21 protein-coding genes and 8 pseudogenes are annotated in these 22,122 nt (G+C 45.8%); 20 read left to right on the top strand and 9 right to left on the bottom strand.

Annotation, left to right across the window (positions count from 1 at the left end):
- Window positions 1-35: 35 nt before the first annotated feature.
- A complete protein-coding gene (locus tag JCM21738_RS06950) occupies window positions 36-1,133 on the top strand; it encodes a PQQ-dependent sugar dehydrogenase (RefSeq protein WP_023613489.1) in 1,098 nt (365 codons plus the stop codon).
- 278 nt (window positions 1,134-1,411) lie between these two features.
- On the opposite strand, the pseudogene JCM21738_RS06945 reads toward JCM21738_RS06950, so the two are convergent.
- From JCM21738_RS06945 to JCM21738_RS06940, 3 pseudogenes are all read right to left on the bottom strand, one after another.
- A pseudogene (locus tag JCM21738_RS06945) lies at window positions 1,412-2,070 on the bottom strand (TetR/AcrR family transcriptional regulator).
- Window positions 2,071-2,091: 21 nt separating this feature from the next.
- Window positions 2,092-2,394, bottom strand: a pseudogene (locus JCM21738_RS25505) (ABC transporter permease); the annotation flags it as partial.
- A 6-nt stretch (window positions 2,395-2,400) separates the two neighbouring features.
- Window positions 2,401-3,093: pseudogene (locus JCM21738_RS06940) on the bottom strand (ABC transporter ATP-binding protein); the annotation flags it as partial.
- A gap of 146 nt (window positions 3,094-3,239) precedes the next feature.
- On the opposite strand from JCM21738_RS06940, the gene JCM21738_RS06935 reads away from it, so the two are divergent.
- Window positions 3,240-3,575, top strand: a complete 336-nt coding sequence (locus JCM21738_RS06935) for a hypothetical protein (protein ID WP_023613492.1) — start codon at window positions 3,240-3,242, stop codon at window positions 3,573-3,575.
- A gap of 28 nt (window positions 3,576-3,603) precedes the next feature.
- Here the strand turns inward: JCM21738_RS06935 and bshB2 are convergent.
- Both bshB2 and JCM21738_RS06925 read right to left on the bottom strand, forming a co-directional pair.
- Window positions 3,604-4,270, bottom strand: a pseudogene (bshB2, locus tag JCM21738_RS06930) (bacillithiol biosynthesis deacetylase BshB2).
- 36 nt (window positions 4,271-4,306) lie between these two features.
- A pseudogene (locus tag JCM21738_RS06925) lies at window positions 4,307-4,653 on the bottom strand (YojF family protein).
- Between the two features lie 271 nt (window positions 4,654-4,924).
- Here JCM21738_RS06925 and JCM21738_RS06920 point away from each other — a divergent pair.
- Window positions 4,925-5,281: a DUF2512 family protein gene (locus tag JCM21738_RS06920; protein WP_023613495.1), complete on the top strand. Its 357-nt coding sequence runs from the start codon at window positions 4,925-4,927 to the stop codon at window positions 5,279-5,281.
- 369 nt (window positions 5,282-5,650) lie between these two features.
- On the opposite strand, the gene JCM21738_RS24275 is transcribed toward JCM21738_RS06920, so the two are convergent.
- Together JCM21738_RS24275 and pdxK are read right to left on the bottom strand one after the other, a co-directional pair.
- A complete protein-coding gene (locus JCM21738_RS24275; RefSeq protein ID WP_156315507.1) occupies window positions 5,651-5,803 on the bottom strand; it encodes a hypothetical protein in 153 nt (50 codons plus the stop codon).
- Between the two features lie 63 nt (window positions 5,804-5,866).
- Window positions 5,867-6,689, bottom strand: a pseudogene (gene pdxK / locus JCM21738_RS06915) (pyridoxine/pyridoxal/pyridoxamine kinase).
- Window positions 6,690-7,246: 557 nt separating this feature from the next.
- On the opposite strand from pdxK, the gene fdhD reads away from it, so the two are divergent.
- The 14 genes and pseudogenes from fdhD (at window position 7,247) to JCM21738_RS06855 (ending at window position 19,270) form a co-directional block, all read left to right on the top strand.
- On the top strand, window positions 7,247-8,167 hold the full coding sequence (fdhD, locus tag JCM21738_RS06910) for a formate dehydrogenase accessory sulfurtransferase FdhD (protein ID WP_023613498.1): 921 nt from the start codon (window positions 7,247-7,249) through the stop codon (window positions 8,165-8,167).
- Window positions 8,168-8,229: 62 nt separating this feature from the next.
- A complete protein-coding gene (locus JCM21738_RS27175) occupies window positions 8,230-8,802 on the top strand; it encodes a twin-arginine translocation signal domain-containing protein (protein WP_023613499.1) in 573 nt (190 codons plus the stop codon).
- A complete protein-coding gene (fdnG, locus tag JCM21738_RS06900; protein ID WP_243462927.1) occupies window positions 8,799-11,171 on the top strand; it encodes a formate dehydrogenase-N subunit alpha in 2,373 nt (790 codons plus the stop codon). Before JCM21738_RS27175 ends, fdnG begins: the two co-directional genes overlap by 4 nt.
- 39 nt (window positions 11,172-11,210) lie before the next feature.
- Entirely contained in the window at window positions 11,211-12,038 is an 828-nt protein-coding gene (locus JCM21738_RS06895; RefSeq protein WP_023613501.1) for a 4Fe-4S dicluster domain-containing protein, read from the top strand.
- The gene (locus JCM21738_RS06890; RefSeq protein ID WP_023613502.1) at window positions 12,031-12,738 is read left to right on the top strand and encodes a formate dehydrogenase subunit gamma; all 708 of its coding nucleotides are present in this window, start codon (window positions 12,031-12,033) and stop codon (window positions 12,736-12,738) included. The genes JCM21738_RS06895 and JCM21738_RS06890 overlap by 8 nt, the downstream gene beginning before the upstream one ends.
- 86 nt (window positions 12,739-12,824) lie before the next feature.
- On the top strand, window positions 12,825-13,634 hold the full coding sequence (locus JCM21738_RS06885) for a formate dehydrogenase accessory protein FdhE (protein ID WP_023613503.1): 810 nt from the start codon (window positions 12,825-12,827) through the stop codon (window positions 13,632-13,634).
- Between the two features lie 16 nt (window positions 13,635-13,650).
- Window positions 13,651-14,250: a molybdenum cofactor guanylyltransferase gene (mobA, locus tag JCM21738_RS06880; RefSeq protein WP_023613504.1), complete on the top strand. Its 600-nt coding sequence runs from the start codon at window positions 13,651-13,653 to the stop codon at window positions 14,248-14,250.
- Between the two features lie 30 nt (window positions 14,251-14,280).
- On the top strand, window positions 14,281-14,514 hold the full coding sequence (locus tag JCM21738_RS27170) for a hypothetical protein (protein WP_369385668.1): 234 nt from the start codon (window positions 14,281-14,283) through the stop codon (window positions 14,512-14,514).
- A 20-nt stretch (window positions 14,515-14,534) separates the two neighbouring features.
- Complete coding sequence (locus JCM21738_RS06875; RefSeq protein WP_369385667.1) at window positions 14,535-15,512, top strand: molybdopterin molybdotransferase MoeA; 978 nt, start codon at window positions 14,535-14,537, stop codon at window positions 15,510-15,512.
- A gap of 13 nt (window positions 15,513-15,525) precedes the next feature.
- Window positions 15,526-16,863 carry a molybdenum cofactor synthesis domain-containing protein gene (locus JCM21738_RS06870; protein WP_369385666.1) on the top strand — a complete coding sequence of 446 codons (1,338 nt, stop codon included), beginning with the start codon at window positions 15,526-15,528 and terminating at the stop codon, window positions 16,861-16,863.
- Entirely contained in the window at window positions 16,863-17,444 is a 582-nt protein-coding gene (locus tag JCM21738_RS27165; RefSeq protein ID WP_369385665.1) for a substrate-binding domain-containing protein, read from the top strand. The genes JCM21738_RS06870 and JCM21738_RS27165 overlap by 1 nt, the downstream gene beginning before the upstream one ends.
- A gap of 32 nt (window positions 17,445-17,476) precedes the next feature.
- Entirely contained in the window at window positions 17,477-17,941 is a 465-nt protein-coding gene (locus tag JCM21738_RS06865; RefSeq protein ID WP_023613507.1) for a molybdenum cofactor biosynthesis protein MoaE, read from the top strand.
- Complete coding sequence (moaD, locus tag JCM21738_RS06860) at window positions 17,934-18,167, top strand: molybdopterin converting factor subunit 1 (RefSeq protein WP_023613508.1); 234 nt, start codon at window positions 17,934-17,936, stop codon at window positions 18,165-18,167. Before JCM21738_RS06865 ends, moaD begins: the two co-directional genes overlap by 8 nt.
- An 84-nt stretch (window positions 18,168-18,251) precedes the next feature.
- Window positions 18,252-19,270, top strand: a pseudogene (locus tag JCM21738_RS06855) (thiazole biosynthesis adenylyltransferase ThiF).
- A gap of 84 nt (window positions 19,271-19,354) precedes the next feature.
- Here JCM21738_RS06855 and JCM21738_RS06850 read toward each other — a convergent pair.
- Window positions 19,355-19,678 carry a YflT domain-containing protein gene (locus tag JCM21738_RS06850; RefSeq protein ID WP_439645988.1) on the bottom strand — a complete coding sequence of 108 codons (324 nt, stop codon included), beginning with the start codon at window positions 19,676-19,678 and terminating at the stop codon, window positions 19,355-19,357.
- Between the two features lie 176 nt (window positions 19,679-19,854).
- Between JCM21738_RS06850 and JCM21738_RS06845 the strand changes: the two genes are divergently transcribed.
- The 3 genes from JCM21738_RS06845 (at window position 19,855) to JCM21738_RS23135 (ending at window position 21,418) form a co-directional block, all read left to right on the top strand.
- Window positions 19,855-20,535 (top strand): uracil-DNA glycosylase, encoded by a 681-nt coding sequence (locus tag JCM21738_RS06845; protein ID WP_031307646.1) that lies wholly within the window; start codon window positions 19,855-19,857, stop codon window positions 20,533-20,535.
- Window positions 20,536-20,725: 190 nt separating this feature from the next.
- On the top strand, window positions 20,726-21,028 hold the full coding sequence (locus JCM21738_RS06840; RefSeq protein WP_023613512.1) for a YwdI family protein: 303 nt from the start codon (window positions 20,726-20,728) through the stop codon (window positions 21,026-21,028).
- An 18-nt stretch (window positions 21,029-21,046) separates the two neighbouring features.
- Window positions 21,047-21,418, top strand: a complete 372-nt coding sequence (locus tag JCM21738_RS23135; RefSeq protein WP_023613513.1) for a DUF423 domain-containing protein — start codon at window positions 21,047-21,049, stop codon at window positions 21,416-21,418.
- A gap of 95 nt (window positions 21,419-21,513) precedes the next feature.
- On the opposite strand, the pseudogene gerQ reads toward JCM21738_RS23135, so the two are convergent.
- Window positions 21,514-22,026: pseudogene (gene gerQ / locus JCM21738_RS06835) on the bottom strand (spore coat protein GerQ); the annotation flags it as partial.
- Between the last annotated feature and the right edge of the window lie 96 nt (window positions 22,027-22,122).

The raw sequence follows: 22,122 nt of genomic DNA, 5'->3' as shown, positions 1-22,122 counted from the left end.
TTTGAATGGACTATATATAGGAAAGGACGTGTGCCATGAAAAGTTTCTCGTATGTGATGTTGGCAATGCTGATGGTGATGGCAGGCTGTTCAACCGGCGGTGACGAAACGAAGCCTGCAGGTGAAGTGAATCAAAACCCAGAAGACAAAGAAGCGATTGCCCAGGCAGACCAGCTTGAGGTTATTGCGGAAAATCTGGAAGTCCCGTGGTCAATCAATAAAAGCGGCGAGACATTTTACTTGAGCGAACGCCCTGGTTCCATTGTGAAGGTGGAGGGCGACACCACAGAGCGACAGAAGGTTTTTTTAAAAAAGGAATTGTCACAAGCAGCTGAAGCCGGATTTCTTGGCTTTGTGCTCGCTCCTGATTTCGAGCAGTCCAACAAGGCATTTGCTTATTATACATATGAGAATGGCACCGGACAGTTCAATCGGATCGTCGAACTGAATTTGAACAATGGTGAATGGGTGGAAGGCAAGCTGCTGCTCGATAACATCCCGAGCGGACGCTTTCACCACGGTGGCAGGCTGAAAATCGGCCCGGATGGAAAGCTTTATGCCACGGCAGGTGATGCGGCAACCAATCCGGAAATCGCACAGGATCTAAGTTCGCTCGGCGGCAAAATCCTGCGTCTGAATCTTGATGGATCTATTCCAGCAGATAATCCATTTGAAAACTCCTATGTATACAGCTATGGGCACCGTAATCCGCAGGGACTGGCCTGGTCGGAGAATGGAACGCTCTATGCCAGTGAACACGGACCCTCCGCGCTAGATGAAATCAATCTGATTCAGGCAGGGAAGAACTACGGCTGGCCGGAAATAACAGGTGACGCCACGAAGCAAGGCATGGAAGCGCCGATTTTCCACTCTGGAAGAGATACATGGGCACCATCTGGAATGGCAGAGCATGAAGGGAAGTTATATTTAGCGACATTGAGAGGTAACGCACTCCGTGAGTTCGACCCTGCTGCGAAAGCTACCAGAGAAGTAGTCACCGGATTAGGCCGGATTCGTGATGTGATTGTTGATGGTGAGGATCTATATTTCATCAGCAACAATACCGACGGCCGCGGGACCCCGAGTGAAGGCGATGACAAGCTTTATCGCGTGAAAATTGATCGATTTCGATAATTAAGTGAGGTTTTTTAAAATTTCCAAAGCAGTTGCATTAAAAAATGACCTAAATAGCTAGAAGATAGGCTGGTTTATCAATAAAAGAAAATCGTAACATGAAGGTTATAGCGAAAATCTATTTTTTATAGCGAAAATTTCATTTTTATAGCGAAAAATCGAATAATATAGCGAAAATCTGACTTTTATAGCGAAATCTACATTTTTATAGCGAACTGGAAATTATCGCTGGTTTTTTCCAGTTCTCAAAGCAAAAAAACCGGGCACGTACGCCCGGTTTAATTTTTGCTGCTATTTGGACCAGCTAATCCATGCATGATGAACTGGATTGTCCGCTCTGTCTCTGCCTCATCATCCACTCTGCTTCGGGCAGGATCATATAACGTGCGATCAAATAGCCGAAGATCGCAGAGAAAGTCATCCTGAACACGCTATAAGCAGGAATCTCAATGATTTGGCCTTTTTCCTGATAATGCTCCACAAGTTTTTCTAATCGCTCGTAAATCCTCAATCCGATATGTTCCTTGAAGAGTTCCTTCAATTCAGGATGGAACGGAATTTCCTGTACCAATATTTTAACTGTCGGGAGATTTTTAATCAGGAACTCCCGGCGGTTTTCAAGCATCGCCTTAAGAAAGTCTTCCACATGCTCATAGTCTTGATCCAGGACTTTCTTTAAATCTTTTATGATAAAAGGTGCCACAAACTTAGCCATCACTGGAGCGACAATCGCCAGCAGCAAATCCTTTTTTGTTTTATAGTGTCTGAAAATTGTTCCTTCAGCGACGCCTGCCTTCTTGGCAATTTCACTGGTTGAAGTGGCGGAATAGCCTTTTTCAGCGAAGGATTCAATAGCAGAAATGATGATTTTCTTCTGCTTATCAGTCAGCTCTTCTCCGTCCACCAATTCATCAATCTTAAAGTCGTGATCTGTCATCGTTTACTCCTTTCGCCACGGTTAAACTGCACGGTGTTTCCGCAGTGCTAGTATATTCAGGATTATGAATAAAGCGGAAAACCCGGCCAGCATCAACAAATTGCCATAGATGGCATCCCATCCATATCCTCTCACCATAATATCACGCAAAGCCTCGGCGGCATAATAGAGCGGTGTGATTGGCCCAAGCCAGCTCAGCCAATCAAATATCGTATCGAGATTGATCAGACCAGAAAAGAAAAACTGCGGCACGATGATGATCGGGATGAACTGGATCATCTGGAATTCATTATTGGCAAATGCCGACAACAGGGTGCCGAGCGTTAATGCTAAAAATGCTTCCTCGACGCTGGCAGAACCAGTCCTTTCCTTCAATTCTGCAGGAGTGCCGACTGCAATCAGACGGCCATCTCTAATCAGTCCCAATCTGTCGCATTTTTCCGCTTCGTCCATGACATGAGTTGTAACGATCAGTGTCTTCCCCTGTGCTTTCAAATCATAGAAACCCGACCAGATACTTTGTCGCAGAACTGGGTCAATGCCGACAGTCGGCTCATCGAGAATCAATAGCTCTGGTTCATGCAGCAGTGCTGAAGCAAGTGATAGACGACGTTTCATCCCGCCAGAATAATTGTTTACCAGTTTGTTAAGATGCTCAGATAAGTCGACAAGCTGCATCACTTCTAAAATGCGTTTTTTCCGAAGCTTGCCCTTCAGACCGAACAAGGAAGCAAAGAATTCAAGATTTTCCTTAGCGGATAATTCGGTATATAGTGCATCCGATTGAGCCATGTAGCCAATCCTTTCAATCAGTTTCAAGGAAGGCATTTTTTCGCCGAAAAGATAATTTTCACCTTCGCTGGGCGTTTCAAGCCCGACGAGCTGCCGAACGAGAGTCGTTTTTCCTGCTCCAGAGGGTCCGAGCAGGCCAAAAATTTCACCGCTTTCAATCTCTAAATTGATATTTTTCAAGACGTCATGCTTACCATACCGTTTACTTACATTTTTGATAGAAACAATCATGGAACTTCACCCTCCCTTAAAGTGAGTAATCACTCACAAATTAACTTAAAATCCGACACTGTTACGCAAGTGCCTTATTCGATGTTTATGTGCTATTATACGAGGTAGAGATAACTGAAAATTTTTAAAATAAGGGAAGTGATCTCTTGTTTTTTAAAAAGAAGCGTATGGTGCTGTTTCTAGTTCCCATTCTGTTATTAGTAGGGCTGTATTTCTATGATGCGAATTTAGATGTGTATCTGAATAAAACAGATGGAGTCCTTATTTATAAGGATAAAGAATTTCATCGCGGCTATGAGACCTATCAAAAATATTATGTGAATGGCGAGAAAACCTTTGAAATCGACCGCTTGATTGGCAAGACGGATAACAGCAAATTCCTTGGCTTCAAAGAATCTGTATGGAAGATCAAAGGAGAGCCGGAGGACAAGGTTGTGTTTGTAAAAGGCCTGATGATTGAGGGAGTTTATGAACGAAAATGAAAAATCCACCTTATTAGGGTGGATTTTATCATGAAAATTTATAGGTCCAAAATCGTTCATTGTTGAGCCACGCCAACGTTTTTGAATCCTTTTCCTTCAGTTTATCAGCCATTTCTTCAAGCATCAGCTCAGTCTGGGAGCGGTGTGCACGGATTGCATCAAGCTTGATGTCAGCGACAGCACTTATATCATAAACGATATCCGGCTCGCCAAGCTCTTCGACACAGTTTCGTGAGAAGCTACGCAATGAAGCTTCGGCCTGTCTGCTGCAGGAATTTTTTCAACTGCGCGCACTACTGCCGCACCGGTTGCCTCATGGTCCGGGTGGACGGAGTAGCCAGGATAGAATGTGATGACAAGCGAAGGTTCAATTCTGTGATCAATGATGACATGAGATTGGTCAGCATATTTTCATCCTCGAACTCAACCGTCTTGTCACGGAACCCGAGCATGCGCAAATCATTAATTCCCATTGCGCGCGCTGCGTCCTTCAATTCCTTTTTCCGTATAGCAGGAAGGGTTTCCCTGTTTGCGAATGGGGGATTCCCCATATTCCGTCCCATCTGTCCAAGTGTCAGACAGGCATATGTGACAGGCGTTCCCATGTTAACATGGGATGCGATTGTTCCGGAAACACCGAATGCCTCATCATCGGGATGAGGGAACACGACAAGTACATGCCTTTCTTTTTCCATCGTAAAATCTCTCCTTTCAGCCGATCCTTACAAACCTTATTCGAACGGTGTTTCGCTTATTTCAAGGGCGACGGCAAGCTTTCCGTTAAAATCATGGCCGGCAAGCAGCAGCTTCCTTTATCATCAATTTCGAAGTGTGTGATTCCTTCAGCATAAACCCAGCCAAAAGGTATCTTCAATCCAGTCCGAAAAGGACCTTCACCAGTTATCTTCGCGCGTTCATAGGTTACCTTCGCATTGCGGATGTACGCGCCTGAGGAAAAGAATGACTCATTGTTATGGGATGCGTACGCTCCATTTGTTGTTTCTAAATGAATATAGACTTCCTTGTCTTTAAAACGATCCAGGGCTTCCTGGACTTCTGATAAAATCACCGGATCCATCTTTGTTCCTCCTTCCCGGCTTTGAAGTTTTTCAGTTTATAATAGCCGAATGAACAGCCTTATATGTTAAAAATCGATTATATCTATATTACTAAAAAATCCTTCTGAAAGCGAAATGTACGCCTCAAAAGAATTTACCAGGGCTCTTTTTTCTTACAACTTGAGGCTTTTTTACAAGGAGATATAAAAAAGTGACCATTGTAGCTGGTTTTACATAAAGTGTTTATTCAGGAAGGTAAATGGAAATAGTGAAGGGAAAAGGAGGGAGTCTATGAATCACGCAAAGGCATTACTGATAAAAGGCATCATGACATTTGCTGTTCTTCTTCTATTAATGGGTAGTTTTGCAGGGATTGGTGATATTCTCGTCATTACGCTCGTTCTTGGAGCGATTTCTTATCTTGCCGGTGACTTGTTCATTCTTCCGAAAACAAGCAATCTCACCGCTTCACTAGCTGATCTTGCCCTTTCATTTTTTGTGATATGGGGACTTGGGCTGATGTTGTTCGAGCAAACCGATGGGATTGTTTTCGCAGCTCTGTTTGCGTCAGTATTAATTGCCTCTGGTGAATGGTTCTTTCATAGTTATATGGCCGATCGGGTACTTCGTATTAATCGGAAGATATAAAACAAAAAGCGCAAGCGAGTTGTTAGGCCCCTATAAGGGCTGAGCTAGACAATGATGTGAGTTTTCAGGAAAAATAAACATGGACATATAAGCGCTAGGCCAGAGTCGAGTTCTAACGGACAAACCCATGAGAAATTCCAGGGGAAGTCTCCGTTAGGAGGGCTCTATCGGACAAACTCATGGGAAATTCCAAGAAAAGTGTCCGTTAGAAAGACTCTAATCTGACAAACGCATGGCTTTTAAAAGTTTTATAACTCAGTAACAGAAAAAGAGGCTGTCGAAAGCTCAAAATGATGAGCTTAGCGACAGCCTCTTTTTGTTTTGATGTTACTTTATAAGAAAGTAAAATTTTTTCCTTTAGATTAGTGTCTAGCTCCAGCGCCTAGCCCCTCGAGACGCTTGTCTAGTGTCGCCTCCTAGAAACTCCGAAACTTCAACTCCGCCGGCAGAAGCAAAAAGCGCTTCTTTGTCGGAGTCTCCAGTTTCTGCGTTTTTCGATTTCGGTCCTGCCAATGAAGTCAAAGAACGACTTCACTGTCAGGCCCTCCAACGCTTGTCGGGGCTGACCAAGGCGCTTGCGCTTTTCTATTCGCCGCGGTTTCCGCCAGCATACTTGTTGTATGCCAGGTGAGCGGTTGGGCCTACGTATTCATTCAGTCTGAAGCCGTGCTTGATGGCTTCGGTGATGAAGCCTTTTGCTACTTCCAATGCTTCAGGGACTGTTTTGCCTTTAGCAAGCTGAGCAGTGATCGCGGAAGCGAATGTGCAGCCTGCGCCGTGCGTGAAGCTTGTTTGGACTTTTTCTGATTCGAAAAGAGTGAAGTCTTTTCCATCATAAAGAAGGTCTACGGCTTTTTCGTGGTTCAGCTTGTTGCCGCCTTTGATCATAACGTTCTTCGCGCCTAGATCATGGATTCTCACCGCTGCTTCCTTCATGTCATCGATTGTGCGGATTGGTCCGGTTTGTGCCAGCTGCCATGCTTCGAACAGGTTCGGAGTAACAACTGTTGCTCTTGGCAGAAGTAAATCTCTCATTGCATCTGTGTTTTCAGGCATCAGGACCTCATCTTCCCCTTTACATACCATTACAGTCGATGACCACTCTGTCCAATTTATGCTCATCAATTTTGCGCGCAGATAGCTCGATGATCTCAACCGTTCCGAGCATGCCTGTTTTCATTGCATCTATTCCAACGGAAAGAATCGTTTCAAGCTGCTTTTCTACAAGCTCAACTGGCTGTGGGAATACTTCATGGTGCCAGTGGTTTTTAGGATCCATAGTCACGACCGTAGTTAGAGCAGTCATTCCATAAACGCCAAGCTCCTGAAACGTTTTAAGGTCAGCCTGGATGCCAGCGCCGCCGCTAGTATCTGAACCTGCGATTGTTAACACCTTTTTCAAACTCATCTATACTACCTCCATTTTAAGAATGGCGACTGCCTTGTCAGCACAAGGCATGTCACCTTCATCACTTTCTTATGATTATACCAATTCTATAGATTTAGACAAAGAATTGATTTTGAGAGCGAACCACATGGATAAAATCAACTTTTGACGATTTTGTGGAATTAGGGCATTGACGTGATGAAAGTTACTGAGGGAAAAAATAAATTGATTTACGATGGGAATTGTGAAAATTGACCCACCAATAGATTTTTCGCAAGTGGAAAATCTCAACTTAAAGATTTGTAAAGAAATAGACAATTTTCATCTATATTATTGTAACAATTGAAACGGTTACAAGCATGTAATATCCAGTACATTAAAGGCATAGGGGTATTTTTCCTTTTTGCATAGTGGAATGTTTTTTAAATATAAGGCTTGTGATGTGAGCCGAATATAGAGCTTTACCAGCTTGCTAGATTAATAACAGTCTTTCAACCCATCGCAACACTGATGGCCGGAAAGAAGTCGATAGTTGCAGCGGAGCCCGGAGATGAAGTACCAGATAAGGGGTGAAGAACATGATCAAGAAAGGCTGCCCTGAAGAATATCCAATCAGCCTGAAGCTGAATGGATATGAGATTGCAGTATTCCAGCTGACAAATCAGGATTTGGAAGACTGGGTATATGGCTACCTTTTTTCAGAAGGTTTGATTGATGGGCCGGAGGATGTTGTCAGTGTCCAATTTAGCGAAAAGACGGGAACATTGAATGTGGCATTATGTAATTCCTTTGATCCTGAGCAGATGTTTTCGAAAAAGAAGCATTATACAGCCGGCTGCGGCCGGGGAGTGACCTTCTTTTCGATGACGGACGTCAAAAAGTTCAATAAAGTGAATTCCGAAGAAACCTATTCGCTGACATATTTGTTAAAAAAACGCGCGGAATTTGCGCAGAATTCGCCGCTATACCTGGAAACAGGAGGCATGCATGGCGCCTGCATCATCCTTGAGGATGGCAGCATTGAAGTCCGGGAAGACATCGGCAGGCATAATGCTGTCGATAAGATTATCGGCCATGCAATTCGAAAGCGTTTGCAGCCGGACCGCCTCGTCCTTTTGACGACCGGAAGGGTTTCATATGAAATGCTCTCAAAAGCTGCAAAATTTGGTTTTGCCGTCATTGGCTCACGCACCGCTGCTACAAAGCAGGCCATCCAGCTAGCTCGATTCCTGAACATTGAAGTAGTTGGCTACTTGCGAGGGAAAATGGCGACTGTCTATACATCTGCCAAAAGGATTAATGATGATTTAAACCCGCCGGCTGCGGAAACTAGTTCTCACAGCGAGAATTGTCCAGCTCCAGCGCCTAGCCCCTCGAGTCGCTTCGGTCAGCCCGATGAAGTCAAAGAACGACTTCACCGGTCAGCCCTCCAGCGCTTGTCGAGGCTGACCAAGGCGCTTCCGCTTTCCTTGAAAGGGGGGAAGCCCAGCAAGTACTAAATCGACACCACCTGTGGGATTAGGGATGTTCTAAGCAACTATTGGGAAGGAGAGAGAGAGAGATGGTTGAAATCAACCTGAATCGCCGGCAGTTCTTGAAGCTGTCAGGTGCCACTGCGGCGACCCTGGCGGTTGTCGAGTTGGGCTTTAACGAGAGTGAGGTCCACGCACAAACAAAAGAACTCAAGATTGCCAAAGCTACTGTAACACCAACCATTTGCGCATTTTGCGGTGTAGGATGCGGCATTTTGGTACACACAAAAGACAATACTGTGGTTTATACGGAAGGGGATCCGGATAGCCCAGTCAACGAAGGTACACTTTGCAGTAAAGGTACGACCATCAGACAAGTCTTTACATCCGAAAAGCGCTTAACGAAGCCATTATATCGTGCTCCTGGCAGCAAGAAATGGGAAGAGAAAAGCTGGGACTGGATGTATGAAACAATTGCAAAACGCACAAAGGAAACACGCGACAAATCATTCGTTGAAAAAGAAAATGGAATGTTTGTCAATAAAACCGAAGCCATTGCGAGCTTAGGCGGGGCAGCTCTTGATAATGAAGAGACATATCTGCTTGCGAAAATGATGAGAGGGCTTGGCGTCGTCTATCTCGAACACCAGGCACGAATATGACACAGTTCTACGGTTGCCGGTCTGGCACCTACAGTAGGGCGTGGAGCAATGACAAACCATTGGAGCGATCTGCAAAATACCGATTGTGCATTGATCATGGGCGGAAATCCTGCGAGAATCATCCAATCTCTTTTAGATGGTTGACTAAAGCGAAGGAAAAAGGCGGCAAAATTGTCTCTGTCGACCCTCGTTTCACGAGGACATCGTCAAAGGCTGACGTCTATGCTTCGCTTCGTTCAGGAACGGATATTGCTTTCATGGGCGGAATGATCAACTATGCATTAGAGAATAACTTGATCCATAGAGAGTATGTTGCTGAATATACAAATGCATCTTTCATTGTAAAGAAAGATTTTGAGTTTAATGATGGTTTATTCAGCGGGTATGATGAAGCAACCCGCAAGTATGATAAAACGAAATGGGCTTTTGAAACAGATGAAGAGGGCAATCCGAAAAAGGATAAAACCCTTACACATCCGCGTTCTGTATTCCAATTGATGAGAAAGCATTTTTCACGCTATGATGTTGACTCAGTTATTGCAGTAACCGGAACACCTAAAGAAGATTACCTGAAGGTCTGTGAGACTTTCTGTTCAACAAGCAAAATAGGAAAATCCGGAACAATCATGTATGCAATGGGTACTACTCAGCATACTGTTGGAACACAAAACGTCCGTGCCTTTGGAATCATCCAGTTGCTGCTGGGCAATATCGGTCTTCCTGGCGGCGGAATCAACGCAATGCGCGGGGAGTCCAATGTTCAGGGTTCCACTGACTTTGCTTTACTTTATCACCTGCTTCCAGGGTATGTTGGGGCACCAACTGCCATCCCTGAGCATGCGACTTTAGAAGGCTATAACACTAAAGAAACACCTTCTGGCGGATACTGGAGCAACAAGCCGAAGTTCCTCGTCAGTATGCTGAAGGCCTGGTACGGCCCGAATGCTACAAAGGATAACGAATTTGGATATCAGTACCTTCCAAAAGGAAACAAGAACTACTCCCATATCAATCTGTTCAACGCTATGTATAAAGGTGAACTGGAAGGGGCGTTCTTATTTGGAACCAACCCTGTAGTCGGAGGCCCGAATGCAGGCAAAGAAAAAGAAGCGCTGTCCAAACTTAAATGGCTGGTTGCCGTTGACCTGTGGGAAACCGAAACATCTGCTTTCTGGCAAGAGGAAGCTGGCAGTGACCCATCCAAGATCGGCACAGAAGTATTCCTACTGCCGGCAGCAAGCTCCTATGAGAAAGAGGGCAGCGTGTCTAACTCTTCCCGCTGGATGCAATACCGTTGGAAGGCGATCGATCCAAAAGGAGAATCTCTTGCAGATTTGGAAATTATCCATATGCTGGTCAAGAATATAAAAGGTCTTTATAAGAATGAGAGTTCTGCTGCAGCTAAGCAAATTAATGCGCTGTACTGGAACTACGGTGAAGGCCACCATCCGGATATCGACCTTGTGGCAAAGGAAATCAACGGGTATGACCTGACGACAGGCCAGCTGTTGAAAGGCTTTGGCGACCTTAAGGATGATGGTACTACAAGCTCTGGTAACTGGATTTATTCCGGCTTCTATCCGGAAGAAGGCAAGAACCGCTCTAAAAATCGGGACAACAAGGATACTGGCGGCGGGAACTTCCTGAACTGGGCATATGCATGGCCTGCAAACCGCCGGATTCTTTACAATCGCGCATCTGCTGACCCGAGCGGAAAGCCGTGGAGCGACAAAAAAGCGGTCATCTGGTGGGATGAAAGCCAGAAGAAATGGACTGGAAATGACATTCCTGACTTCAAGCCAACTGTTGCACCAGCAGACGCAGGAGGAACGAATCCTTTCATCATGATCAACGGAGGTGTTGGAGGTCTATTCGCACCAACGCTGAATGACGGTCCGTTCCCTGAACACTACGAGCCATTTGAAAGCCCAGTTAAAAATGCTTTCTCAAGCCAGGAGATTAACCCTGCAGTTGTCATCATTGAAGGCGAATTCAACCTGAAAGGCGACAGCAAGAAGTATCCGATCGTCGGTACTACTTACAGGGTATCTGAGCACTGGCAGTCCGGTTCGATGACACGGAACCAGGAATGGCTATCCGAACTGGCAGGCCACATGTATATCGAAATGAGTGAAGAATTGGCGAAGGAAAAAGGCATCAAGAACAAAGATAAGATCATTGTCAGCTCTGCCCGTGGCGATATCAAAGCCTATGCAATGGTGACAAAACGATTCAAGCCTCACATGATGAACGGCAAGAAGGTCCATCAGGTCGGCATGCTTGGCACTTTGGCTATAAAGGTACGCAACAGGGGATACAGCAAACCGCTTAACACCTCATATCGGGGATGCAAACACGACAATCCCTGAATATAAGGCATTCCTCTGTGATATAAGGAGGGCTGACTAATGGCGGAATATATAAAATACGTCGATGTAACGAAGTGTGACGGCTGCCGCGCATGTATGGTCGCCTGCAAAAACTGGAACGACCTTCCGGCTGAGCCGGAAGAGTTCCAAGGCAGTGTCCAATCACATGCAAATGTGACAGCGAACACATGGAACGTGCTGTCATTTATTGAACACGAAGACGCTAAAGGCAATCTGGATTACCTTTTCCGCCATTCCTCCTGCTTCCATTGCTCTGAGGCGGCTTGCGTAAAGGTTTGTCCGGAAGAAGCCATGCACTATACTGACTTCGGAACTGTAAATGTAGATAGTGATAAATGTGTAGGCTGCGGCTACTGCGTTCAGAACTGTCCGTTTGATGTTGTTCAGTTGGCAACATATAAAGACAAGAACGGCAAGGAGTACAAGAAGGCACAGAAATGCACAATGTGTGTGGATCGTCTTGAAGAAGGCATGCAGCCTGCTTGTGTGACGACTTGCCACACAGACGCTATGGAATTTGGCACACAAGAAGAAATGCTCAAGAAGGCTGAAAAGCGTCTGAGCGAAATCAAGGATAAGTATCCTAACGCAATGATTTACAACCCAGAAGGAGTCGGTGGTACGCATACGATTTACGTACTTGCTGAAAAACCATCTGTCTATGGACTTCCTGAAAAACCAAAAGTTCCAACTTCAGCTGTTGTCTGGAAGGACTACGCACAGCCAATCGGCAAGATGATGCTTGGAGCGACAAGCATGGCGCTAGTAGGTGCATTCGTGTCCAACAAGCTATTCAATAAAGAAGGAAAAGGCCATGAAGAGGATGGAGGTGGCAGCCATGAGTAATACGCAGTATTCAGGTGTGAAGGTAAAGCGGTTTTCAAAAGGCTTTGTAATCGCGCATGCTGTGAACGCCATTTCATTCTTTGCACTGTATATCACGGCCCTGCCAATGTATACAGAGTGGTTTGACTGGCTTTATCCAGTACTGGGCGGACCAGAAGGAGCGCGCCTGCTTCACAGAATTTTTGCGATTGCCTTCATTACGCCTACGTTCATCTGGCTGATCATGGACCCTAAGGGCTTCCTGCGCTGGGGAAAAGAGCTTGTTACTTGGAAGAAGAGAGATATACAGTTTTTCACTGAGTTCGTCAAAGAACTATTTGGCTTTAAATTCAAGCATGTAAAACAAACATTCTTCAACGCTGGTGAAAAAATAAACTCTATCATCCAGATCCTGACTGCGATTCTGATCATCGGTTCGGGCTTCCCAATGTGGTTCCCGGACCTGTTTCCGAAAGCAATCGTCCAGTGGGCGTATGTTGCCCATAACGTTGGCTTCGGTCTTGCAATCGCGGTAGTGGTCGGCCATATCTACCTGAGTGTCATCCACAAAAACTCAAGACCAGGATACACTGGAGTCATCACGGGTGAGGTTCCGGCAGAGTGGGCAAAGGATCACTATACAGAATGGTATGAAGAAGAAGTCAAGAAGGGCAATTTCCCTGACCTAGATAAAGACAAGAACAAGAAAAAAGGCGCTTAAAACTATTAATAGAGGGAATGGCTGCTCGGACCGGGCTCCATTCCCTTCGAAATTTTGAATAATAGAGCGAAAGAGGGGCTGCAGCAATGAAAAAGTCCGTTGTCTCAAAAGAGTACCAGAAATTACAGAAGGATATCATAGAGTTGCAGGAGCAATGGAAGACTTCCCTGGATCCTGACTGTGTCCGGCCTAACCTTGATAAAGCCGCAATGGAGGCGGGAGTGCCTGTCACTGCATTAGCGGCTATTGACTTTGATATTTCCCTATTCTTACAGTGGATAGAGGATATAGGTGGGCTTTTATCGAAGTATCAACCAGAGATTGAAACATCGATGCAATCTATAAAAAATCTATTGGATGAAGAGACAGCCAAGAGATGGATCGATGAAGCATTTGCTTTTAACTATATTTATTTTGAGAGTTTTGCAGAGGAAAATAATCTGGATGGCTGGATCCCTCAATTCGTAGCAGAGACTGTGCTTCGTCCATACCTTCAGCTGACCGCAGCTAAAGTTCAGGATGAAATTCATCACGGGGTGCACGGTGCAGGCTGTCCTGTATGCGGAGAACCAGTACGCCTTGCGCAGCTTGAAGGGGAAGGGAAAAAGGTTCTGCATTGCCCTCGTTGTTCCGCTCACTGGAATGACCGACGCGTAGCTTGCTCACACTGCGGAAATAACGACCACGAAACAGTGAAGATCCTGACAATCGAAGGCGAATCCGCGGCACAGATACAGATTTGTGAAGAATGCAAAGGGTATACTAAAGTAATTGATACAAGACAATATATTGTAAAGCCAACACCAGCAATGCTCGACCTGAACACAATCCACCTGGACTTTGTTGCCCAGGAGCATGGATATAAATCCGCTGGTGAAACAAAACAGACAAACTAAAAGAAGGTGCTGTGGGATGAAAGCCGGAGCGATCATTTTATCAGGCGGCAAATCTAGCAGGATGGGAACGAACAAGGCTCTCCTGAAATTTCGGGAAAAAACGAATATTGAGAGAATTAAGGATGAGTTACAGCATGTATTTGATGATATAATTCTAGTAACGAATGATCCTGAAACCTATCAGTTTTTAAATATTAAAATGGTAACAGACCAGTATCCGGGTTCTGGCCCACTCGCGGGAATTCAAGCAGGACTCAATGCATCAGACTATGAGGAAAACTTCGTCGTAGCCTGTGACATGCCATTTGTATCATCAGAGCTAGCTTCAAGCCTTGTAAAGGCGCTTAAACACTATGATGCAGTCGTACCGGTCATTGAAGGCAGACAGCATCCGCTTTTTGCGGCATATCAAAAACGGGTAGCAAGAGAAGCTAAGGAATGCATCGAAGACGGGAATTTAAGAATCAGGCATATGCTTGAAAAACTGAATGTCCGCTTTCTCGAAGAGGCAGATCTTCAGCTCTATTTCGAGGGAAGCCTTGATCGGGTGTTTTTCAATATGAACCATCCCGAGGAATATGAAGATGCAAAGAAATGGGCGGAATCCGGAGAATAGTTTTCAGGGGCTAGAAAGGAAGTAAGTCGCATGCAATTTTTCAAAGTGAAAAGTGTTGAGGAGACCTTTGCATTAATTGACGAGAAAATTGGCAAGACCACGGATACAGAAATTCGCCCTCTTGATGAGGCGCTTCACTATATCCTGGCAGAGAATGTCACAGCGGGTGAAAATGTGCCTGGTTTTGACCGGTCGACCGTCGATGGCTATGCTGTCATCGCCCGTGACACATACGGTTCATCTGAATCGATGCCAGCTTCCTGAATGTCGCCGGCGAGGTGCATATGGGAGAAGAAGCAGTCAAGCCGGTAGGCAGGGGCGAGGCAATATACGTACCGACAGGCGGAATGCTGCCGCCAGGCAGTGACAGCGTGCTGATGATCGAGCATTGCGAGGAAATCGGCGGGCTGTTGAATACGTATAAGCAAATTGCACCAGGCGAGAATGTCATCCGAAAAGGTGAAGACATCAAGGCAGGGGAAGTCCTGTTATCTGAAGGGGCAAGATTGCGGCCGCAGGAGCTTGGAGCACTGGCGGCACTTGGTGTTTCCGAGGTTAAAGTCTACCGAAAGCTGAAGGCTGCATACCTTTCTTCAGGGGATGAAATTGTTCCTTTTGAAACGAAAACACTGGAAACAGGCCAAATACGCGACATCAATTATTTGACCGTCAAGGGATTGGTCAATGAGTGGGATATCGAACTTATATACGGGGGAATCACCCGTGATGATTACCAGGAATTCGCCCAAAAAGCCCGAGATTTATATGAACAGGCTGACTGCTTGATTTTATCCGGAGGAAGCTCAGTCGGAACGAAGGACTACACAACAGAGGTCATCCAGTCACTTGGAGATCCAGGTGTCTTTGTCCATGGAATTTCCATTAAGCCCGGAAAGCCGACCATCCTTGCTGTCGCTGAGGGAAAACCGGTCATTGGACTGCCGGGTCATCCAGCATCGTCGATGATCATCTTCAAGCTTTTTGGCGAACGGGTTTTCAGAAGGCTGAAGGGTGAAAGAATCGAGCATAAGCCTGAACGCATTTTTGCCCGAATTGTGAAAAATATTGCATCCTCTCCAGGAAGATCCGATTATATCAGGGTAAGACTTGAGGAGAAGGATGGAGAATGGTGGGCCGAGCCGATCATAGGCAAGTCAGGCCTGATTACGACATTGGTAAAAAGCGATGGAATCGTCGAAATTGTTTCAGAAAAAGAAGGAATTTCACAAGGCGAATACGTTCCAGTAATTTTGACGAGATAGGGGGAGCCGAATCATGGATAAAATACGCTACAACCGAAAAATTTATCTTGAAGACAAGCCGCGCGAAAAAGCCAGGAATGAAGTGCTGGCCGCGTTTGATTTGCCTCAGGAAAAAGAATGGATCCCGGCTGCCTCAGCACTGGGCCGAATTACTGCTGAACCTGTCTTCGCCAATGTTTCAATGCCTTTTTACCATGCATCCGCAATGGACGGCATTGCCGTGAACGCCGAGGATACTTATGAAGCACATGAACAGCGTCCGCTCCATTTGAAAATGGGTGAGCAGTTCGTTTATGTTGACACCGGGAATGCGATCCCGCCCCATTACAATGCGGTGATTATGGTGGAGAACATCCAGGTCATTGACGATGAGACAATTGAAATCATCGAGCCGGCAACACCATGGCAGCATATCCGCCCGATTGGCGAGGATATCGTCCAGGAGGAAATGCTGTTCACACAGGGACATCAATTGCGTCCAGCCGACCTCGGGGCACTCCTTGCGACCCAGGTTACAGAGGTAGCCGTCGTCAAAAAGCCGATGGTGACCATCATCCCGACCGGAAATGAACTAGTCAGCGCCGATGCTTCCTTATCATTAGGCAGGATCATAGAATTCAATGGAACGGTTTTTAGCAGCTATGTAGAAGATTGGGGCGGACAGCCATATCTGCATCCAATCGTGAAGGATGAGCCGGAAAAAATCAGGGAGGCGCTGCTGGAAGCCGTGGAAACCTCTGATATGGTAGTCATCAATGCCGGCTCATCCGCTGGATCAAAGGATTATACAGTTCATATACTTGAGGAGCTTGGCACTGTTTTTACCCATGGCGTCGCAACTAGGCCGGGTAAGCCAGTCATTCTTGGGAAAATAAAAGATAAAGTAGTCGTCGGTGTACCGGGCTATCCAGTTTCCGCGTACATGGCAATGGAGTGGTTTGTAAGGCCGCTCGTTTGTAAATATCTAGGTGTACCGGAACCAGAAAGGCCGAAGCTCAAGGTAAAGCTTGGCCGCAGGATCGTCTCCACGATGGGGGCGGAGGACTTTGTCCGAATGAATATCGGCTATGTGGATGGACAATTTGTCGCCAATCCGCTGACACGTGCGGCGGGCGTAACCATGTCGCTTGTACGTGCGGATGGTTTGCTCGTCGTGCCGCCGGAGGAGCTAGGGTACGAACAGGGAGACATCGTCGAGGTCGAGCTATACAGGCCAGTGGAAGAGATCATGAACGCAATCGTCTTCAGCGGCAGCCATGATCTGACGATTGACCTGTTGTCTTCCCAGCTTAAAAGACAGCGAACCGACATGAAAATTGTTTCTTCCCATGTTGCAGCATGGCCGGACTAATGGCAATCAGAAAAGGGGAAGCCCATGTAGCGGGCATTCATTTGCTAGACCCGGAGACAAGGGAATATAATGTTACCTACGTAAGGAAATTCCTTGCAGGGCAAGACGCAGTCCTATATCCATTTTTAAAAAGAACCCAGGGCTGGATGCTTCCAAAAGGCAATCCTCTTGGTATTGAGAGTGTCGGTGGCATTGCCGAAAAGGGCGCAGATTATGCGAACAGGCAGAAGGGTGCCGGCACTCGCATATTGTTCGATTTATTGTTAAAAGAAGCAGGCTTGTCAGCAGACGATGTGAACGGCTATGACCGCGAAATGTTCTCACACTTGAGCGTCGCCGCAGAAGTGAAAGGGAATGACAACGCAGCAGGCCTCGGGATCTTTCCGGCAGCACGCGCGATGGGGCTTGACTTCATCCCGGTAGCTGACGAAAATTACGATTTACTGATGACAAAGGCATTTTTCGAAAGCGAAAAGGGTAACTGGTTAAGGTCCGTGATTCAGTCTGAAGCATTCAAGGCCGAGGTGGCGAAAATTGGCGGTTACGCAGTCGTTGAAAATCCAGAGCCGATCTTTTTTTGAATAGAACACCAAAGTTTATTGAGGTGATTTTGATGAATTATGAAATAGCGAAAGATCCAATCAACGTTCAATCTGTCATTGATAAAGTGGTCCAGCGTGAAGCAGGGGCAATCACAACTTTCATTGGCACTGTCCGTGAATTGACAAAGGGTAAAAAAACCCTTTACCTTATATATGAAGCATACGAACCGATGGCAGTGAAAAAGCTGGAGCAAATCGGCACGGAAATCCAGGAGCGCTGGAATGGTGCTGAGGTTGCGATTACACACCGCGTCGGCAAGCTCGACATCACGGATATCGCCGTGGTGATCGCAGTATCCACGCCACACCGCAACGATGCATATGAAGCGAATCGCTATGCAATCGAGCGCATCAAGGAAATCGTCCCAATCTGGAAAAAAGAGCATTGGGAAGACGGCGAGGAATGGATCGGCAATCAACTAGAAACTGTCCCATATCCGACAGGAAAACCGGAGGAGAAGGATCTCAATGAATAAAATATTATTCTTTGCCCATCTGCGAGACGAAGCAGGGCATGAATCAGTCGAAATAGAAGCAGCTGGCAAAACAGTTGCTGAGTTAAAAGAAATGGTTGCTGAAAAGTATGGCGTCCAAAAGCTTGATACTTCAATGACAGCAATCAATGAAGAATTTTCATCGAATGATGAAGTTATTAAAGAAGGAGATACTATCGCCTTCATTCCGCCTGTATCTGGCGGTTGATCTGAAATAGCAAATTGCAGCGCCCGTTCTGTTGACTTGATTGTCGGTGGATGAGGGCGTTTGTTTTACAAGGAGTGAAAACCCATGTCAGAAAGATATTCACGCCAGACGCTGTTTCCTCCAATTGGCAAGATCGGTCAGGAGAAAATCCGCAGCAAGCATGTTCTGATGGTTGGTGCCGGAGCACTTGGTTCAGGAAATGCTGAGCTGCTGGTCAGGGCAGGTGTTGGACGGCTGACGATTGTGGACCGAGATTATGTTGAAGCGAGTAACTTGCAGCGACAGCAGTTATATACAGAGGAAGATGTTGCCGAGAAACTTCCGAAGGCGGCTGCGGCAGAAAAAAGGCTCCGAGCGATCAACTCTGATGTTGAAATCAGTGCCCATATCGCCGACGCTACTCCTGAAAAATTGGCAGAGCTAGTCGATGGAGTCGACCTCATCATTGATGCAACGGATAACTTTGAAACAAGGATGGCGATTAACGATATTTCACAAAAAAACAAGATTCCGTGGATTTATGGAGCTTGCGTTGGCAGTTTCGGCATGAGTTTTTCGATCATTCCAGGCAAAACCCCATGTCTGAACTGTCTGCTAAAAACGGTTCCTCTTCAGGGAATGACATGTGATACAGGAGGCATTATCGGCCCTGCTGTGCAGATGGTCATTGCCCACCAGGGAGCGGAAGCGCTGAAAATCCTCGTGGAAGACTGGGAAGCTGTGAGAACATCATTCGTCAGCTTTGATTTATGGCGTAATCAGTACACCAGCATGAAAATGTCCAAGGCAAAGGATCCCGGATGCCTGAGCTGTGGCGAACATCCTGAATACCCTTATTTAGACGTTGAGAACATGACCAAGACGACAGTCCTTTGCGGACGTGATACTGTTCAAATCAGGCCGCCAAAACAACAGCAGCTTAACCTTCAGGAAACGGCTGAAAAAATGAGGGATTTAGGCTATCAGGTCAAAGGGAATCCATACCTAGTATCAGTGGATATGGTTGACAACAGAATGGTCATTTTCCAGGATGGCCGCGCCTTATTCATGGGACAAGGGATTTGGCACAGGCACGAAGCATCTACCAAAGATTTTTCGGATAACGCGCAAACCCCCTGCCAAATCGGCAGGGGGTTTCTATATAAACGACCTCTATGGATCGGTTATGATATTGCGTTCATGGCTGCTTATTTTTCGTCAGATGCAACTAGCACAAGACGGCCTTTATCCAGTTCCATCTCATACTTTTCAGCCTCTTGTTTTGAAAGGCCAAGAGATTCGAACTTATTGCGAAGCTCATCTCCGCGGGATTTGAACATATTTCCGATGGAATCAAAGAACCCTTGCTCCTTGAAGCCCATGCCGCCTGTTTCTGTAGCCTTAGTCAAGTCCTCACTGCGCTTTTCATCATGTGCGAATATATAAATGTTTTCTTTACCGAAGCCAGCAGCTTCAAAAGAGTTGATCTTTTCTGTAGCTTGTACTCCGTTTTCGACTACTTCTACTTTCATCATAGTATCTTCCTCCTTAAAATTTTTTACCTATACTAGTTTTGGGAAGCTTTTTTAGCCTTCACCGTCTACACTATTTATATAACCGATATAGGCGTAATTAAACATGCTGGGAATTGTTCACATATATTTTCAAAATAATGGGTAGTTGATAGAAATGAAGGGAGCTGGTCACGATCGCGCTTTTAAATAATGGCTGGGAGCCACTGTTGGCAGAGGAGTTTGAAAAAGCCTACTATCTGGATTTGAGAGAATTTTTAATAGAAGAATATCGCACCAAAACAATCTTTCCGGAAAAAGATGATATCTTTAACGCTTTGAGGTTCACCGATTATGAGAATGTAAAAGTTGTGATTCTCGGTCAGGATCCTTACCATGGCCATGGACAGGCGCATGGTTTGAGCTTTTCGGTAAAACCTGGTGTTAAGATTCCGCCTTCGCTTCGGAATATTTTCAAGGAGCTGAATGCCGACCTTGGCTGTGAAGTTCCGGATAACGGCTATTTAAAAAAATGGGCGGAGCAAGGTGTGCTTCTTTTAAATACTGTCCTTACAGTAAGAGAAGGGGAAGCCAATTCACACAGGGGAAAAGGCTGGGAACGTTTTACCGATAAAGTGATCACCCTGTTGAACGAGCGCGAGAAGCCGGTGATTTTCATCCTCTGGGGCAAGCCGGCCCAAAGTAAATTAAAGTTGATTGACGAGGACAAACATAAAATCATCATGTCTGTCCATCCAAGCCCGCTGTCTGCAAGAAGAGGCTTCTTCGGCAGCAAGACATTCTCAAAAGTGAACGAACTGCTGAAAGAGCAGGGAGAACAAGAGATTGACTGGCAGATTGAAGACTTGGAAAGTTAAGAAGAACTCTGGGAAACCAGAGTTCTTTGTATGAGCAAATCTCGACATGTTTCACGTGGAACTAACATTAAAGTTGCGCAAGAATCCATTCCTAAAGTCGAAAAAACAAGTGAATTGTTGTAGAATGGAACGGTACAACTATTGCATGATCGCAGGATATACATATATAACACCCTGTGGAGGTGAGTCGATGAATATTTCACTGCAAAAATTATTATTGAAAATGGAAGAAGAATTAATAAGGGCAAAGTCTGCGGAGTCGGAGGCAATAAAGCGGGAAAGAATCCAATCGATTAAAACGCTTTGCGAGCTCGTCCTTGATGAATCGCCGGGGACAGCTCCTGTAAAACAGACAGCACAGCAATTTGTTCCGCCCCAGCACAGCATACCTCAGCAGCAGATGCCGGCAACTCAGCCGTCACCAATGATTCCGCAGCCCAAGAAGCTGGAGATGGAAGATAGCGCAAACGGAGACTCGCTCTTCGATTTCTAATTTTACGAGGTGAAAGTGATGAAGTTATTTATATTGATCGGAGCCATCAATGCTTTCCTGGCCGTCGCGCTTGGAGCGTTTGGTGCACATGGACTTGAAGGCAAGGTTGAGCCCAAATATTTAGAAACCTGGAAAACGGGCGTTACATACCAGATGTTCCATGCAACCGGAATATTGATCATCGGAGTTCTTTTAGGAAAGCTTCCGGCAAGTGCTCTTCTATCCTGGTCAGGTTGGCTGATGCTGATTGGTATCGTATTATTTTCCGGCAGCCTATATGTTTTAAGTGTCACAAAAATCAGCATCCTTGGTGCAATCACCCCGCTTGGCGGTGTAGCCTTCCTGGCAGCCTGGGTATTGCTGATGATTGCTGCTGTGAAGTATTTGTAATAAATGCAGGTTTGGAAATTGGATTGCAAGTAATAAAGATGAAGAGGAGCACGCCGTTTTGGCGTGCTCCTTTTAGCTACATTATTATCTTGCGGATAAGCAGTTAATCCTGCACCGCCGCCGAATGGATAGTCGTATTCGATTTCTTCATCGAATGTGACGTAATCAAGGTAAATCATCGGCATTAGAATCCGCTTTCCTGTTTGTGGGTCACTGAGGATCAGGTGATCTCTGCCAGCTGCTTCGATGATCCCCTGGAAAATCTTCGCGTTCCACTCAGTATTGTTTTCAAAAGTGGCGTAGACGGTAGCGAGCTTGCCTTTATTCAGGCGAAGAATGTTTTCAATATAGGATGCTTCAATTGGAAGCATTCCGGGGACTTGGGCACCTGCACCTGCACCAGGCATTGCACCACCAGGCATGGAAACACCAGGCATGGAAACACCAGGCATCGCACCACCAGACTGGGCAGGGAAAGGCGTTGCTTGTGGGTATCCCATCTGTCCCATTTGGCCTTGAGCAGTTACCTGTTCTTCATTGCCGCTATACGGCTGATACATTTGCGGATACGTTCTGTAGTTATAATAGGGATTATTATATTGAGTCATTGTGTAGCCTCCTTAAGTGTATTTTTCCTTTCATTCAAGTTCACCTTTATATATGTAATTGGTGAAGTTGAGCATACAGGCTGGGAGTACAAGTAA

The organism is Mesobacillus boroniphilus JCM 21738 (assembly GCF_000517385.1).
Taxonomy (GTDB): domain Bacteria; phylum Bacillota; class Bacilli; order Bacillales; family Cytobacillaceae; genus Mesobacillus; species Mesobacillus boroniphilus.
Note: the sequence above shows the minus strand (reverse complement) of the source record. Positions and strands in the feature narration are given on the sequence as shown.

Excerpts from the sequence above, each read along its gene's own strand:
- moaD (WP_023613508.1), top strand. The coding sequence starts at position 17,934 with ATGAATAAAATATTATTCTTTGCCCATCTGCGAGACGAAGCAGGGCAT.
- mobA (WP_023613504.1), top strand. The coding sequence starts at position 13,651 with ATGAAAGCCGGAGCGATCATTTTATCAGGCGGCAAATCTAGCAGGATG.
- JCM21738_RS06920 (WP_023613495.1), top strand. The coding sequence starts at position 4,925 with ATGAATCACGCAAAGGCATTACTGATAAAAGGCATCATGACATTTGCT.
- fdnG (WP_243462927.1), top strand. The coding sequence starts at position 8,799 with ATGACACAGTTCTACGGTTGCCGGTCTGGCACCTACAGTAGGGCGTGG.
- JCM21738_RS06950 (WP_023613489.1), top strand. The coding sequence starts at position 36 with ATGAAAAGTTTCTCGTATGTGATGTTGGCAATGCTGATGGTGATGGCA.
- JCM21738_RS06890 (WP_023613502.1), top strand. The coding sequence starts at position 12,031 with ATGAGTAATACGCAGTATTCAGGTGTGAAGGTAAAGCGGTTTTCAAAA.
- JCM21738_RS27165 (WP_369385665.1), top strand. The coding sequence starts at position 16,863 with ATGGCAATCAGAAAAGGGGAAGCCCATGTAGCGGGCATTCATTTGCTA.
- JCM21738_RS27170 (WP_369385668.1), top strand. The coding sequence starts at position 14,281 with ATGCAATTTTTCAAAGTGAAAAGTGTTGAGGAGACCTTTGCATTAATT.
- JCM21738_RS06865 (WP_023613507.1), top strand. The coding sequence starts at position 17,477 with ATGAATTATGAAATAGCGAAAGATCCAATCAACGTTCAATCTGTCATT.
- JCM21738_RS06885 (WP_023613503.1), top strand. The coding sequence starts at position 12,825 with ATGAAAAAGTCCGTTGTCTCAAAAGAGTACCAGAAATTACAGAAGGAT.
- JCM21738_RS06870 (WP_369385666.1), top strand. The coding sequence starts at position 15,526 with ATGGATAAAATACGCTACAACCGAAAAATTTATCTTGAAGACAAGCCG.
- JCM21738_RS06895 (WP_023613501.1), top strand. The coding sequence starts at position 11,211 with ATGGCGGAATATATAAAATACGTCGATGTAACGAAGTGTGACGGCTGC.
- JCM21738_RS06840 (WP_023613512.1), top strand. The coding sequence starts at position 20,726 with ATGAATATTTCACTGCAAAAATTATTATTGAAAATGGAAGAAGAATTA.
- fdhD (WP_023613498.1), top strand. The coding sequence starts at position 7,247 with ATGATCAAGAAAGGCTGCCCTGAAGAATATCCAATCAGCCTGAAGCTG.
- JCM21738_RS06875 (WP_369385667.1), top strand. The coding sequence starts at position 14,535 with ATGGGAGAAGAAGCAGTCAAGCCGGTAGGCAGGGGCGAGGCAATATAC.
- JCM21738_RS06850 (WP_439645988.1), bottom strand. The coding sequence starts at position 19,678 with ATGAAAGTAGAAGTAGTCGAAAACGGAGTACAAGCTACAGAAAAGATC.
- JCM21738_RS27175 (WP_023613499.1), top strand. The coding sequence starts at position 8,230 with ATGGTTGAAATCAACCTGAATCGCCGGCAGTTCTTGAAGCTGTCAGGT.
- JCM21738_RS23135 (WP_023613513.1), top strand. The coding sequence starts at position 21,047 with ATGAAGTTATTTATATTGATCGGAGCCATCAATGCTTTCCTGGCCGTC.